15 protein-coding genes are annotated in these 14,185 nt (G+C 75.2%); 11 read left to right on the top strand and 4 right to left on the bottom strand.

Annotated elements, in window-relative coordinates; genetic code table 11:
* Positions 1–10: 10 nt before the first annotated feature.
* Positions 11–898 (bottom strand): LysR substrate-binding domain-containing protein, encoded by an 888-nt coding sequence (locus tag ACFC0B_RS08910; protein ID WP_376084023.1) that lies wholly within the window; start codon positions 896–898, stop codon positions 11–13.
* A gap of 72 nt (positions 899–970) precedes the next feature.
* Here ACFC0B_RS08910 and ACFC0B_RS08905 point away from each other — a divergent pair, with 72 nt between their 5' ends.
* From ACFC0B_RS08905 to ACFC0B_RS08880, 6 genes are all read left to right on the top strand, one after another.
* Entirely contained in the window at positions 971–1,861 is an 891-nt protein-coding gene (locus ACFC0B_RS08905; RefSeq protein ID WP_376084021.1) for a dihydrodipicolinate synthase family protein, read from the top strand.
* A gap of 151 nt (positions 1,862–2,012) precedes the next feature.
* Positions 2,013–3,041, top strand: a complete 1,029-nt coding sequence (locus ACFC0B_RS08900) for an aspartate-semialdehyde dehydrogenase (protein WP_376084020.1) — start codon at positions 2,013–2,015, stop codon at positions 3,039–3,041.
* Between the two features lie 252 nt (positions 3,042–3,293).
* Positions 3,294–4,565: an NYN domain-containing protein gene (locus ACFC0B_RS08895; RefSeq protein WP_376084018.1), complete on the top strand. Its 1,272-nt coding sequence runs from the start codon at positions 3,294–3,296 to the stop codon at positions 4,563–4,565.
* Between the two features lie 79 nt (positions 4,566–4,644).
* The gene (locus ACFC0B_RS08890) at positions 4,645–5,643 is read left to right on the top strand and encodes an ABC transporter ATP-binding protein (RefSeq protein WP_376084016.1); all 999 of its coding nucleotides are present in this window, start codon (positions 4,645–4,647) and stop codon (positions 5,641–5,643) included.
* Positions 5,640–6,452: an ABC transporter permease gene (locus ACFC0B_RS08885; protein ID WP_376084014.1), complete on the top strand. Its 813-nt coding sequence runs from the start codon at positions 5,640–5,642 to the stop codon at positions 6,450–6,452. The genes ACFC0B_RS08890 and ACFC0B_RS08885 overlap by 4 nt, the downstream gene beginning before the upstream one ends.
* Before the next feature lie 81 nt (positions 6,453–6,533).
* Positions 6,534–7,298, top strand: a complete 765-nt coding sequence (locus ACFC0B_RS08880; RefSeq protein WP_376084012.1) for a hypothetical protein — start codon at positions 6,534–6,536, stop codon at positions 7,296–7,298.
* A gap of 64 nt (positions 7,299–7,362) precedes the next feature.
* Here ACFC0B_RS08880 and ybaK read toward each other — a convergent pair whose 3' ends face one another.
* From ybaK to ACFC0B_RS08865, 3 genes are all read right to left on the bottom strand, one after another.
* Positions 7,363–7,857 (bottom strand): Cys-tRNA(Pro) deacylase, encoded by a 495-nt coding sequence (gene ybaK, locus ACFC0B_RS08875; protein WP_376084010.1) that lies wholly within the window; start codon positions 7,855–7,857, stop codon positions 7,363–7,365.
* Between the two features lie 25 nt (positions 7,858–7,882).
* Positions 7,883–8,611: an LON peptidase substrate-binding domain-containing protein gene (locus ACFC0B_RS08870; RefSeq protein ID WP_376084008.1), complete on the bottom strand. Its 729-nt coding sequence runs from the start codon at positions 8,609–8,611 to the stop codon at positions 7,883–7,885.
* Between the two features lie 66 nt (positions 8,612–8,677).
* Complete coding sequence (locus tag ACFC0B_RS08865) at positions 8,678–10,258, bottom strand: oxidoreductase (protein ID WP_376084006.1); 1,581 nt, start codon at positions 10,256–10,258, stop codon at positions 8,678–8,680.
* Positions 10,259–10,361: 103 nt separating this feature from the next.
* Here ACFC0B_RS08865 and hisD point away from each other — a divergent pair, with 103 nt between their 5' ends.
* From hisD to hisH, 5 genes are read left to right on the top strand one after another with little or no spacing between them, the layout of a single operon-like run.
* Entirely contained in the window at positions 10,362–11,669 is a 1,308-nt protein-coding gene (gene hisD / locus ACFC0B_RS08860) for a histidinol dehydrogenase (protein ID WP_376084005.1), read from the top strand.
* Positions 11,666–12,766: a histidinol-phosphate transaminase gene (locus ACFC0B_RS08855; protein WP_376084003.1), complete on the top strand. Its 1,101-nt coding sequence runs from the start codon at positions 11,666–11,668 to the stop codon at positions 12,764–12,766. The genes hisD and ACFC0B_RS08855 overlap by 4 nt, the downstream gene beginning before the upstream one ends.
* Positions 12,767–12,771: 5 nt before the next feature.
* Positions 12,772–13,365, top strand: a complete 594-nt coding sequence (gene hisB / locus ACFC0B_RS08850) for an imidazoleglycerol-phosphate dehydratase HisB (protein WP_376084002.1) — start codon at positions 12,772–12,774, stop codon at positions 13,363–13,365.
* Positions 13,362–13,514, top strand: a complete 153-nt coding sequence (locus ACFC0B_RS08845) for a hypothetical protein (RefSeq protein WP_376084000.1) — start codon at positions 13,362–13,364, stop codon at positions 13,512–13,514. The genes hisB and ACFC0B_RS08845 overlap by 4 nt, the downstream gene beginning before the upstream one ends.
* A gap of 33 nt (positions 13,515–13,547) precedes the next feature.
* A complete protein-coding gene (gene hisH, locus ACFC0B_RS08840) occupies positions 13,548–14,183 on the top strand; it encodes an imidazole glycerol phosphate synthase subunit HisH (RefSeq protein ID WP_376083998.1) in 636 nt (211 codons plus the stop codon).
* The last annotated feature ends 2 nt before the right edge of the window (positions 14,184–14,185 follow it).

Raw genomic sequence — 14,185 nt, 5'->3', positions numbered from 1 at the left:
CGCTCCGCCGTCACACGGAGTTGCGCAGCGGGGCCGGCACGGCGGTGTGCAGGGCGGAGACGAAGGCGGAGATCGCCGGGTGGGCGCCGGCGCCCGCGCGGAAGGCGGTGCGGGTGCGGCGGTACATCGGCAGCCGGGTGAGGACGACCCCCGGCGGGGGCCGGTCGGTGCCGAGGTGGGGGACCAGCGCCACCCCCTGACCGGCCGCGACCAGGGCGAGCACGGTCGCGAAGTCGTCGATCTGGTGGCGGATCCGGGGCGCGAAGCCCGCGGCCTCGCAGGCCCGGACGGCCATGGTGTGGCACAGCGTGCCCGGCGGGGAGAGGATCCACGGCGCGGCCCGCTGGTCGGCGAGGCTGCCGGGGGCGCGGGCCGCCAGGTACATCGGCTCGGTGAAGATCGGCCGGGTCACCGCCAGGCCGGGCTCCGCGTCGGCGGGCACCAGGTCGTACTCGTGCACCAGGGCCACGTCCAGCTCGCCCGCGCGCAGCGCCGCCGCGACCGCCGCCGGGTCCACCTCGGTGACCATCGGCTCCAGGCCCGGGTGCCAGCCGGCCAGTTCGGCGAGGACGGCGGGGATGATCGCCCGGGCCGCCGACGGGTAGGTGCCGATCCGCAGCGGCCCGGCCAGCCCCTCGCGGGCGTGGGCGAGTTCGGCGTCCGCCTGTTCCAGCCGCTCCAGCACGGCCTCGGCGTGCCGGACCAGGTTGCGCCCGGCCGGGGTGAGGGTGACCCGGCGGCCGGTGCGTTCCAGCAGCGGGACGCCGGCCTCCTTCTCCAGGACGGACAGCTGCTGGGAGACCGCCGAAGGGCTGAAGCTGAGCGCCTCGGCGACGGCGGCGATGGTGCCGAGGTGGGCGAGTTCGCGCAGCAGGCGCAGGCGTCGGACGTCGAGCATCGGCTCAGCTTACGAGAAGCTTCGGAAACATGAACTGGACCTGCGGGATCGGCGGGCCGCAGGATCGTGGGCATGGAACTCAAGGGCATTTTCGTCCCGCTGGTCACGCCGTTCGCGGCCGACGGCTCGGTGGCGCTGGACGCGCTGGAGAAGCTGGCCGGCTCGGTGCTGGACGAGGGCGCGGCCGGGCTGGTGGCGCTCGGCACCACCGGCGAGCCGGCCGCGCTGACCGCGGACGAGCGGCGCGCGGTCACCGGGGTCTGCGCGGAGGTCTGCGCCGCGCGCGGCGTGCCGCTGCTGGTCGGCGCGGGCGGGCCGGGCACCGCCGCGGCGGCCGAGGAGCTGGCCGGGCCGGCCGGGCGGGTGCCGGGGGTGGCGGGCGCGCTGGTGACCGTGCCGTCCTTCGTCCGGCCGGGCGAGGCCGGGACGGTCGCGCACTTCCGGGCGCTGGCCGAGGCCAGCCCGGTGCCGCTGGTCGTCTACCACATCCCCTACCGGACCGGGCAGGCGCTGTCGGGCGCCGCGCTGCTGGAGCTGGCCGCGCTGCCGAACGTGGCGGGCGTCAAGTACGCCACCGGAGGGGTGGACCAGGCGGCGGTCGAGCTGCTGGCCGCCGCGCCGGCCGGGTTCTCGGTGCTGGGCGGGGACGACGCCGTGCTGGCGCCGCTGCTGGCGCTGGGCGCGGACGGCGGCATCCTGGCCTCCGCGCACCTGGCCACCGCGCGCTTCGTCGAGCTGGCCGAGGCCTGGCGGGCCGGGGACGCGGCGCGCGCCCGGGCGCTCGGCCACCGGCTGACCGGGCTGGCGGTGGCGGCCTTCGCGGCGCCGAACCCGGCGGTGGTCAAGGGCGTGCTGCACGCGCAGGGGCGGATCCCGACGCCGGACGTCCGGCTGCCGCTGCTGCCGGCCGGTCCGGCGGAGGTCGAGCGGGCGCTGGAACTCGTCAGTGGTCTGGACCACTGAGGACCACAGGATGGAATGCCGGCCGTCCGCCGCCGGTGACAAGGCATGATGGGCGGGGCGCGTCCGAGCGTTCGCGTCGCCCGCCCGGCGGGATGGGTCGGACGCGGCCGAGGTGCGGCTGTGAGCAGCAAGATCAACGAGGAGTAGTCGGATGAAGATCGGCATTGTCGGGGCCACCGGCCAGGTCGGCGGCGTGGTCCGCGAGATCCTGGCCCAGCGCGACCTCCCGGTGGAGCAGCTGCGGCTGTTCGCCTCGGCCCGCTCGGCCGGGCGCACCCTCCCCTGGAAGGGCACCGAGGTCACCGTCGAGGACGCGGCCACGGCCGACTACACCGGCCTGGACATCGTGATCTTCTCGGCCGGCGGCGCCACCTCCAAGGCGCTCGCCCCCAAGGCCGCCGCGGCCGGCGCCGTCGTCATCGACAACTCCTCCGCCTGGCGCCGCGACCCCGAGGTCCCGCTGGTCGTCTCCGAGGTCAACCCCGAGGCGATCGCCGACCGCCCCAAGGGCATCATCGCCAACCCGAACTGCACCACGATGGCCGCCATGCCCGTGCTGCGCCCGCTGCACGAGGAGGCCGGCCTCGCGGCCCTCGTCGTCTCCACCTACCAGGCCGTCTCCGGCAGCGGCGTGGCCGGCGTGGCCGAGCTCCAGGACCAGGCGGCCAAGGTCGTCGACGGCGCCGCCGCGCTCGCCCACGACGGCTCGGCGGTCGAGTTCCCCGAGCCCAAGGTCTACCGGCGCCCCATCGCCTTCAACGTCGTCCCGCTGGCCGGCTCGATCGTCGAGGACGGCTCCAACGAGACCGACGAGGAGCAGAAGCTCCGCCACGAGAGCCGCAAGATCCTCGGCATCCCCGAGCTGAAGGTGGCCGGCACCTGCGTGCGCGTCCCGGTCTTCTCCGGCCACTCGCTGCAGATCAACGCCCGCTTCGAGCGCCCGATCAGCCCCGAGCGCGCGGTCGAGCTGCTCAGCGGCGCCCCCGGCGTCGAGCTGAGCGAGATCCCCACCCCGCTCCAGGCCGCCGGCCGGGACCCGAGCTTCGTCGGCCGCGTCCGGGTCGACGAGACGGTGGAGAACGGCCTGTCGCTGTTCGTCTCCAACGACAACCTGCGCAAGGGCGCCGCGCTCAACGCCGTCCAGCTGGCCGAGCTGGTCGCCGCCGAGCTCAAGGGCTGACCGGCCGCAGGTGGCCCGAGGGCCCCCGTCCGGGACCGCGGTCCCGGACGGGGGCCCTCGGCGCCGGTGCCGGGAAAGCCCCGGACGGCCGGGGTTCGGCAGGTGGATCCGGGGGAAAAAGGTGACCCAACGATCGGGCGGTTGCGGGCACCCCCTCACCCCACTCCGCCCGGGCCGGGCGCACCGCGCCCACCCCGGCACCGTCGGCCCCGGCGGAGCCCCACCCCGAGGGCGAGCGGAAAGAGGTGCGCGATGGACCGCTGTGTCGTCCTGGTGGACGCCGGATACCTGCTGGGCGCCGCCGCGAGCCTGCTCGCCGGTGACCCCTCCCGTTCCAAGGTCACCGTCGACCACACCGCGCTGATCGCCGCCCTGCGCGAGCGGGCCGAGGCCGAGACCGGCCTGCCGCTGCTGCGGATCTACTGGTTCGACGCGGCGCCCGAACGCCGCCCGATGCCCGAGCACCGGCGGCTGCGCGTGCTGCCCCGGGTCACCGTGCGGCTGGGCGCGCTCACCCGGGCGGAGGGCCGCTGGGTGCAGAAGGGCGTCGACGCCGCGATGCACGCCGAGCTCTCCGAACTCGCCCGCAACCGGGCCTGCGCCGACGTGGTGCTGATCACCGGCGACGGCGACCTGCTGCCGGGCATGATGTCCGCCAAGGAGCACGGCGTCGTCGTCCACCTCTGGGCGCTGCAGGCCGCCGACGGCGACTTCAACCAGTCGGAGGACCTGGTCGGCGAGGCCGACGAGCGGCGGGTGCTGGACCGCGAGTGGATCGAGGGGTCGTTCAGCCTGCGCGACACCTCCAGCGTCTTCCCCGGCCCCGGCGCCCGGCACGACATCGCCAAGATCCTCGCCGCACCGCCCGCCGCGCCCCCCGCCACCCTGCCGGGGCCGCTGCCCGCCGCCCAGGTGCCGGGGCTCCCCGCCGCCGACGAGCCCCCGGCCGTCGCCGCCGCCGCGGTGGCCGTCCCCGCCGTCAACGGGCGCGCCCAGCCGGCCGCCGCCGGGCTCAAGGTCGTCCCCACCCCCAAGGACCTCGCCGGGCGCAGCGCCGACCGGCAGGCCGCCGTCGCCCAGCAGCCCGGCCAGCCGCAGAACGGCCCGGTGCTGCGCTGGTCCTCCGACCGGGGCTGGATCGACCGGCCGGTCGCCGAGCCCGCCGTCACCGCCGGCGACGGACTGCCCACCCTCGCCCAGCTCACCACCGCCGAACAGCGCTGGGCCGACCGCGAGGAGGACATCACCTCCATCGGCGGCGACGCCCACGAGGTCGGCCAGGTCTTCGCCCGCCGCTGGACCGACCGGCTCGGCGACGCCGAACGGCTGACCGTCCTGTGGCCCGGCTACCCGCGCATCCCGCACCGGGTCGACGGCGAGCTGCTGCGCTACGCGGCCCGCTTCGGGCTGCTCGCGCACAAGGACGACCAGATCGACGAGCACGACCGGTACGCCATCCGGGCGGGCTTCTGGAAGGAGCTGGCCGCCCGGGTGCCCGGCGGGGACCTGGTCGTCGACGACTGACCCGGCCGGGACCGGCCGGGGGCGCGGGGCGGGGACCCGTTGTCCGGTTCGCCCGGTGCACCGCGTAGAGTCCTCGGTCGTGAGTGAGACGGCCGGGCGGGCACCCCAGGAGACCTCGCCGTGCTGTGCCGTACGCGACCTGGTCCGGACGTACCGCGCCGGGCGCGGCGCCTCCGCCACCGCGATCCGGGCCAACGACGGCATCACCCTGACCGTCCGGCAGGGTGAGATCTTCGGCCTGCTCGGGCCCAACGGCGCGGGCAAGTCCACCCTGGTCCGCCAGCTCACCGGACTGCTGCGGCCCGACTCCGGCAGCATCGAGATCCTCGGCCACGACGTGGTGCGGCACCCCGAACGGGCCGCCCGGCTGCTCGGCTACCTCGGCCAGGAGTCCACCGCGCTCGACGAGCTGACCGTCGCCCTCGCCGCCGAGACCACCGGCCGGCTGCGCGGCCTGAGCCGGGCCGCGGCCCGCGCCGCCGCCGACGAGGTGATCACCGAACTCGCCCTGGAGCCGCTCGCCCACCGGCCGCTCGCCAAGCTCTCCGGCGGCCAGCGCCGGCTCGCCTGCTTCGCCGCCGCCCTGGTCGGCGACCGGCCGCTGCTCGTCCTCGACGAGCCCACCACCGGGATGGACCCGGTCGCCCGGCGCTCCGTCTGGTCGGCGGTCGAGCGCCGCCGGGCCGAGCGCTCCACCACCGTGCTGCTGGTCACCCACAACGTGATCGAGGCGGAGACCGTGCTGGACCGGGTCGCCGTGGTCGACGACGGCCGGGTGATCGCCTGCGACACCCCCGGCGGCCTCAAGGCGCTGGTCGACGGCGACGTCCGGCTCGACCTGGTCTGGCGGGACGAGGCGCCGCTGGCCGTCCCCGCGGTGGCGGCGCTCGCCGAACGGGCCGAGCGCACCGGCCGCCGCTGGACCGTGCGCACCACCCCCGAGCAGGCCCGCGAACTGGTCGCCGCCGTCACCACCGGCCCGGCCTTCGCCGCCCTGGACGACTTCACCCTGGCCACCCCGAGCCTTGAGGACGCCTACCTCAAGCTGGGCGGCCGCCACGGAGGACTGGCCAAGTGACGCTGCTCTCGGCACCGCCGCGGACCGCCCCGGCTACGGCCGGCGGGCCCGCCCCGCTCGCCCCCGCCGCCCGGCTGCTGCCGGCCCTGGCCGCCGTCTACCGGGCGCAGCTCGCCCGGGCCCGGGTGGCGCGGATCCCGCTGCTGTTCGTGGCCACCTTCCAGTCGCTGGGCATCCTGGTGATGATGCGCGGCGTCGTCGACACCGGGCAGACCTCGGCCGCGCAGTACGTGGTGTCCGGCTCCAGCGTGCTGGTGGTCGCCTTCGTCGCGCTCAACCTGCTCGCCCAGTACTTCGGCCGGCTGCGGGCCAGCGGCGGGCTGGACCACTACGCGACGCTGCCGGTGCCGGCCGCCTCGGTGGTGCTCGGCGCAGCCGCCGCGTTCGCCTCGTTCACCCTGCCCGGGACGCTGGTCACGGCCGGGGTCGGCGCGGTGATGTTCGGGCTGCCGCTCGGACAGCTGTGGGTGCTGCTCGCGGTGGTGCCGCTGGCCGGGGCGGCGCTCTCCGGGCTCGGGGCGGTCTGCGGGCTGCTCGCGCCCAAGCAGGAGATCGCCACCATGCTCGGGCAGCTGGGCATGTCGGCGGCGCTGCTGCTCGGCGTCCTGCCGGTGGACCACCTGCCGCAGCCGGTGCTGTGGCTGCGCGACCTGCTGCCGTCCACCTACGCGGTGGAGGCGTTCGCCCGGACGTTCCGGCCGTCGCCGGACTGGGCGGCGGTGGTCGGGGACCTCGCGGTGTGCGCGGGGGTGGGCGTGGTGTCGTTGGCCGCGGCCACCTGGGCGTACCGGCGGGCCACCCGGCGGTAGCCGTCGGACCCGGTCGGGGCCGCTCGTCCGGTCGGTGGGTGGCCGGGCCGCGGGGGCGGCGACCGTGAAACGATGGGGGGCGTGACCGTACCGAACACACCTCCGGATCCCGCGCGCGCCGACGGCACCGACGCCGTGGCGGACGCCGTCCCCGCGGACGCCGCGCCCGCTCCGTACGCCGCGCCCGATCCGCATGCCGCGCGTGATCCGTACGCGCTGCCGCCGGAGCCGGACCCGGCGGGCGCCGAGGCCCGGCCGGCGGCGCCGTCGGCCCAGCGGCTGCTGCCCGAGCTGAGGGTCGGGGCCGCCACGGTGCTGGCCTGCCTGGTGCTGGGGGTCGTGATGGGCCTGCTGTGGGCCTGGCTGGCGCCCAAGGTGCCGCTGGTGGTGGACGGCAACAAGATCCTCTACGCGGACCCGGAGGGGGAGCAGCGGGCCGGCGCCGACAGCGTGTTCGTGCTCATCGGGCTGGGGATGGGGATCCTGACGGCGCTGGGGGCGTTCCTGGTCACCCGCAAGCGCGGTGGCGGGATCGCGGTGGCGGTCGGACTGGCGGTCGGCGGACTGCTGGCCTCGGTCGGGGCGTGGGGGCTCGGGCGGTGGCTCGGACCGGGCCGCGACCTGGTCGCCGAGGCGCGGAAGGTCGGCAACGGCGGGCACTTCCAGGCGGACATCGACCTCGGGGCGTACGGGGCGGTGCTGGCGTGGCCGATGGCGGCGATGGTGCTGCTGCTGGCGCTGTCGGCGGCGTTCGGCAAGCGCGAGGAGGACCCGCCGCCGTACTGGGTGCCGGGGCCGCCCGCCGTGGACGCGGGGGCCGTGCCGCAGGACCGGCGCGAGGGCTGACGGCACGGGGCCGGCGCTCCCGAGGGGGCGCCGGCCCCGTGCGTCCGGGCCGTGCCCGCGCGGGTCAGCGGGCGATCGGGGCGGTGCGGGCGCCGGTGAGGGCGACGAGGTCGGCGGGGGAGAGTTCGACCTCGAGCCCGCGGCGGCCGCCGGAGACGAAGACGGTGGGGTGGGTGAGGGCACTGGCGTCGACGACCGTGCGCAGCGGGCGGCGCTGGCCGAGCGGTGAGATGCCGCCGAGGACGTAGCCGCTGCTGCGCTCGGCGGCGGCCGGGTCGGCCATCGCGGCCCGCTTGCCGCCGACCGCCGCGGCCAGGGCCTTGAGGTCGAGCTGGCCGGCCACCGGGACGACCCCGACGGTGAGGACGCCGTCGACGTCGGCGACCAGGGTCTTGAAGACCCGCTCGGCCGGCACGCCGAGCGCCTCGGCGGCCTCGCCGCCGTAGGAGGCGGCGGCCGGGTCGTGCTCGTAGGAGTGGACGGTGAACGGCACGGCGGCGGTCTCCAGGGCGACCGTCGCGGGCGTGCCCTGGCCGCCCTTCTTCGGCTTCTTGGCCACGGGGCTCCGCAATCGATGGGGTCGGTCAGTTCGGGCTGAAGGACTGGCGGGTGAGGTTGACCGCGGGCAGCGAGGGCAGCCAGCCGAGCACCGCCGTCTCGCGGCGCAGCAGGTCCAGCTCGGCGCGCAGCCGCTGGGCGTTGTCGGGGCAGGCGAGCAGCTGCTGCTTGAGCGGGACCTCCAGGACGGCGGCCGCGGCGACCAGGTAGGACAGCACCTGCGGGTCCTCGGGCAGCTCCGGGCGGCCGACGGTGCTGGCCTCGCGGGCGCCGGCGAGCCGGCGCTGGTAGGTGCGGAAGACCCGCTCGACCTCGGCGGCGAGGGCGCCGGAGCCCTCGCCGGTGCGCTCCTCGATGGGTTCGAGCTCGCCGACCAGGTACGGGCCGCCGACGTCGACGGACCGGAGCCAGAACCGGGTGGTGCCGGTGATCAGCAGCTCGTAGCGGCCGTCCGGCTGCGCCTTGACGGAGGTGACGTCGGCGACGCAGCCGATGTGGTGGAGCGCCTCCAGCGGGTCGCCGGTGGCGGTGCCGAGGCCGTCCAGCGGGCCGGCCGGGCCGTCCTCGGGGCGGACCGGGGCGACCTCGCGGCCGTCCTTGATGGCGAGCACGCCGAACCGGCGCGGCTGGTCCTCGGGGCCCTCCAGGAGGTCGGCGACGAGACGGCGGTAGCGCTCCTCGAAGACGTTGAGGGGCATCACCAGGCCCGGGTAGAGCACCGTGTTCAGCGGGAAGAGCGGAAGCCGTTCTGTCACGGCGGACAGCGTAGTTCCCCGGGCCCGCCGGGCCTTCACGGCCCTGGCGCCTGTTCGGGCCACGGGCTAGCCGCGCTGGAGCATCCGGCTGGCGCCGGCGGCGACCGTGGTGGCGAGCACCCAGCCGACCACGACCAGGCCGGAGGAGACCCACTGGGCGGTGCCGCCGGGGTTCCAGCCGCTCTGGCCGAGGTCGACGACCGGCAGCAGCTGGCCGAGCGCGTACAGCACCGGGTTCCAGTGCGGGCGCTCGTCGGCCTTGAGCGGCTGGAGCGGGTGGGCGGCGAAGTAGAGGCTGCCGAGCGCCCAGGCGAGCAGCAGCCAGAGCGCCGCCCGGCCGGGGCGGAAGCCGTAGCCGACGGTGGCGTCCTGGACCCGTCCCCAGATCCGGGCCGGCAGCGGGAGGGTCCGCCGGCGGCGGCGCTGCTTGGCGTAGAGCACGGCGCGGGCGTCGTCGTCGGCGCCGTCGCGGCGCAGCGCGGCGGCGAGCTGCTCGTAGGACTCGGGCTGGAAGTCCACCGAGGCGCTCTCCAGCCAGGCGATCCGCTGCTGGACGGTGAACGGCACGGCCGGGCGCAGGCACTCGTAGGTGAAGCCGGTGAGGCTGAGGTGCCTGCCCTGCGGCCAGGCGTCGGGGGCGTCGACGAGGTTGCCGATCCGGGCGCGGGAGAGCGCGACGGTGCCGGTGGGCGGGGTGCGGCAGGTGAACCGCAGCTCGGGGGTCTGGATCCGGCGCAGGGCCAGTTCGTCGTCCTCGCCGAGGTGGAACTCGGCGCCGGAGATCAGGCAGGCGTTCTCGAACCGGCCGTCGGAGAGCCGGACCCGGCCGTACGCGCGGAACGGCGTGCTGGCGGCGTTCGGCGGGATGGTCTGGCCGTAGCCGGAGCCGTAGTAGGACTGCGAGTCGGTCCAGCCGCGGTCGGCGGAGCTGCTGAGGTACAGCGTGTGGCCGACGGTGATGCGCGGGGCGTTGAGCGCGTTGGGGTTCTCCGGGACGGCCCGCAGCAGGGCGCCGCGCAGCGAGAAGCGGCCGCCGATCCGGGCGGTGCGCAGGCTGAGCTCGCCGACGGCCTCCAGCCGCTCGGCCTCGAAGTCCTGGTTGACGGCGAGGCCGTCGGCGGACAGCGCCCGGCCGAACCGGTCGCCGCCCAGGACGGCCTGGTTGAGCAGCAGGTCGGTGCCGATCCGGGCGTCGGTGAGCCGGACGCCCTGCGGGATGCGGCAGCGGGCCAGGTGGAGGTCCCCGGAGGTGACCAGCCGGGAGGCCTCCAGCCGGGGGACCAGGCAGCCGACCAGCCGCAGGGTGCCGGCCTCCGCCTCGGACATCAGGATCTTCTGGTCGAAGCGGCAGTCGTGCAGTTCGACGTAGTGGCCGATGGTGCCGCCGGCCAGCCGCAGCGGCCCGCTGATCAGGGCGCCGGTGAGCTTGAGCGAGGCGACCCGGCCGGGCACGGGGGCCGGCCCGTCGAGCAGCAGGCGGGAGAGCACCTCGACGCGTATCGTCCGCCCGGGGCCCCAGACGGCCTCGCCGAACGGGTCGTCCTCGGCGGCCTCGCCGCTGCGCAGGTCGTGGATCCGGCCGTGCCGGAACGCCTGCCAGAGCGCCTGCTCGACCGGCGTCCAGCCGTCCGGTGCCCGATCCGTCATGGTTCCCCCCGATTCCCCGCGGCCTCCCCCGGCCGTCTCGCCCTTCGTATCACGGACTGAAATGCGGGACCGCCGGTTCCGGCCACTCCTTACACTGGGTGGCGTGATCTCTCGAATCGATCTGCGCGGCTCGCTCGACGACCCGCGCGACCTGCTGCCCCGTGCCGACTTCGACGTCGCGGCCGCCCTGGAGAAGGTGCGCCCGATCGCCGAGGACGTGCATCATCGCGGGGTCGCGGCGCTGATCGACATCACCGAGCGCTTCGACGGCGTGCGGCTGGAGTCCACCCGGGTCCCGGCCGAGCAGCTCACCGAGGCCCTGGCGGAGCTGGACCCCGACGTGCGCGCCGCGCTGGAGGAGTCGATCCGCCGCGCCCGCGTCGTGCACGGCGACCAGCGCCGCGAGGGGCACACCACCCAGGTGGTGCCCGGCGGCACGGTGACCCAGCGCTGGGTGCCGGTGGACCGGGTCGGGCTGTACGTACCGGGCGGGCTGGCCGTCTACCCGTCCTCCGTTGTGATGAACGTGGTGCCGGCCCAGGAGGCGGGCGTGCCCGGCATCGCGGTGACCTCCCCGCCGCAGAAGGCCTTCGGCGGCCGGGTGCACCCGACCATCCTGGCGGCCTGCGCGCTGCTCGGGGTCACCGAGGTGTACGCGGTCGGCGGCGCCCAGGCGGTCGCCATGTTCGCGCTGGGCACCGAGGAGTGCGAGCCGGTGAACACGGTCACCGGCCCCGGCAACATCTACGTGGCCGCCGCCAAGCGCTACTTCGCCGGGCGGATCGGCATCGACTCCGAGGCCGGCCCGACCGAGATCGCCGTCCTCGCCGACGACAGCGCCGACCCGGTGGACGTCGCCGCCGACCTGATCAGCCAGGCCGAGCACGGCCCGACCTCGGGCTCGGTGCTGGTCACCGACTCGGTGGAGCTCGCCGACGCGGTCGAGGCCGAGCTGAAGACCCAGGTCGCCCGCACCCGGCACAGCGAGCGGGTGGCCGAGGCGCTCGGCGGCCGGCAGTCCGGCATCATCCTGGTCGACGACCTGGAGCAGGGCCTGGCCGTGGTCAACGCCTACGCGGCCGAGCACCTGGAGATCCAGACCCGGGACCCGCACGCGGTCGCCGCGAAGGTCCGCAACGCCGGCGCGATCTTCCTCGGCCGGTTCACCCCGGTCTCGCTCGGCGACTACGCCGCCGGCTCCAACCACGTGCTGCCCACCGGCGGCTGCGCCTGCCACTCCTCGGGCCTGTCCGTACAGACCTTCCTGCGCGGCGTGCAGGTCGTCGAGTACGACCGCGAGGCGCTGGCGGGCATCGCCAAGCACGTCGTCAACCTGGCGAACGCCGAGGACCTGCCCGGTCACGGCGACGCGATCAAGGCCCGATTCGACTGGAGTGTGCCGGGCACGTGACCACGATCGACGACCTCCCCGTCCGGGACGAGCTGCGCGGGCAGTCGCCCTACGGCGCCCCGCAGCTCGACGTCCCGGTCCAGCTGAACACCAACGAGAACCCGTACCCGCTCCCCGAGGAGCTGGTCGCCCGGATCGCCGAGCGGGTCGCCGAGGCCGCCCGCCACCTCAACCGCTACCCCGACCGGGACGCGGTCGAGCTGCGCGAGGGCCTGGCGGCGTACCTCACCCGCACCACCGGCCACGCCGTCGCCCGGGAGAACGTCTGGGCCGCCAACGGCTCCAACGAGGTGCTCCAGCAGCTGCTGCAGACCTTCGGCGGCCCCGGCCGCACCGCGCTCGGCTTCGAGCCCTCGTACTCGATGCACGCGCTGATCTCCCGCGGCACCGGCACCGGCTGGATCTCCGGCCCGCGCAACGCCGACTTCACCGTCGACCTGGACGCGGCCGTCGCGGCGATCGCCGAGCACCGCCCGCACGTGGTGTTCGTCTGCTCGCCGAACAACCCGACCGGCACCGCCGTCGGCGCCGACACCGTGCTGCGGCTCTACGAGGCCGCGCAGGCCGCCCGGCCCAGCCTGGTGGTGGTCGACGAGGCGTACGTCGAGTTCTCGCACCGCGCCTCGCTGCTGTCGCTGATCGAGGGCCGCCCCAACCTGGTGGTCTCGCGCACCATGTCCAAGGCCTTCGGCGCGGCCGGGCTGCGCCTGGGCTACCTGGCCGCCGACCCGGCGGTGGTGGACGCGGTGCAGCTGGTCCGCCTGCCGTACCACCTGTCGGCCGTCACCCAGGCCACCGCGCTGGCCTGCCTGGAGCACACCGACACCCTGCTCGGCTACGTCGGCCGGCTCAAGGAGGAGCGCGACCGGCTGGTCGGGGCGCTGCGCGGGCTCGGTCTGGAGGTGACCGACTCGGACGCCAACTTCGTCCAGTTCGGCCGCTTCGCCGACACCCACGCCGTCTGGCAGGCCATCCTCGACCAGGGCGTCCTGGTCCGTGACAACGGCGTCCCCGGGTGGCTGCGCGTCACCGCCGGCACCCCCGCCGAGAACGACGCCTTCCTGGACGCCGTCCGACTCGTGATCAAGGAGCTCTAACCCGAATGACCCGCATCGGACGCGTCGAGCGCACCACCAAGGAGACCTCCGTCCTGGTCGAGATAGACCTGGACGGCACCGGCAAGACCGACATCTCCACGGGCGTCGGCTTCTACGACCACATGCTCGACCAGCTCGGGCGCCACGGCCTCTTCGACCTCACCGTGAAGACCGACGGCGACCTGCACATCGACACCCACCACACCATCGAGGACACCGCCCTCGCGCTCGGCGCCGCCTTCAAGCAGGCGCTCGGCGACAAGGTCGGCATCTACCGGTTCGGCAACTGCACCGTGCCGCTGGACGAGTCGCTCGCCCAGGTGACCGTCGACCTCTCCGGCCGCCCCTACCTGGTGCACACCGAGCCGGAGCGCATGGCGCCGATGATCGGCACCTACGACACCACCATGACCCGGCACATCCTGGAGTCCTTCGTGGCCCAGGCGCAGATCGCCCTGCACGTCCACGTGCCGTACGGGCGCAACGCGCACCACATCGTGGAGTGCCAGTTCAAGGCGCTGGCCCGGGCCCTGCGCTACGCCGCCGAGCGCGACCCGCGCGCGGCCGGCATCCTCCCGTCGACCAAGGGTGCGCTGTGAGCAACTCCGCGATGATCCTCCTCTTCGTCGGGCTCTTCCTGGCCGGCGGCGTCATCTCGTTCTGGAAGCAGAAGCAGTCCAAGGGCGTGATCCTCGTGCTCGCCCTGGGCTCGCTGATGTGCCTGGGCTCCGGCCTCATGCGCCTGTAACCGTCGAGCGAACGAAAGACTGGACACCTGAACATGGGCAAGAACGTCGTGGTGCTCGACTACGGCTCGGGCAACCTCCGCTCGGCGCAGCGCGCCCTGGAGCGGACCGGGGCGAACGTCACCGTCACCTCCGACTACCAGGCCGCGATGGACGCCGACGGCCTGCTCGTCCCGGGCGTCGGCGCCTTCGAGGCCTGCATGCGCGGCCTGAAGTCGGTCCGCGGCGAGTGGATCATCGGGCGCCGGCTGGCCGGCGGCCGGCCGGTCATGGGCATCTGCGTGGGCATGCAGATCCTCTTCGAGAAGGGCGTCGAGCACGGCGTGGAGACCGCCGGCTGCGACGAGTGGCCGGGCACGGTGGAGCCGCTGGAGGCGCCGGTCGTGCCGCACATGGGCTGGAACACCGTGGACGCCCCCGAGGACAGCCGGATGTTCGCCGGCCTGGACGCGGACGCCCGCTTCTACTTCGTCCACTCCTACGCGGTGCGCAGCTGGGAGCTGGAGGCGCACAGCGCGCGGATCAACCCGCCGCTGGTCACCTGGGCCACCCACGGGCAGCCGTTCGTCGCGGCCGTCGAGAACGGCCCGCTGTGGGCCACCCAGTTCCACCCCGAGAAGTCCGGCGACGCCGGCGCCGCCCTGCTGACCAACTGGGTCAGCACCCTCTGACG

The organism is Kitasatospora sp. NPDC056184 (assembly GCF_042268405.1).
Taxonomy (GTDB): domain Bacteria; phylum Actinomycetota; class Actinomycetes; order Streptomycetales; family Streptomycetaceae; genus Kitasatospora.
Note: the sequence above shows the minus strand (reverse complement) of the source record. Positions and strands in the feature narration are given on the sequence as shown.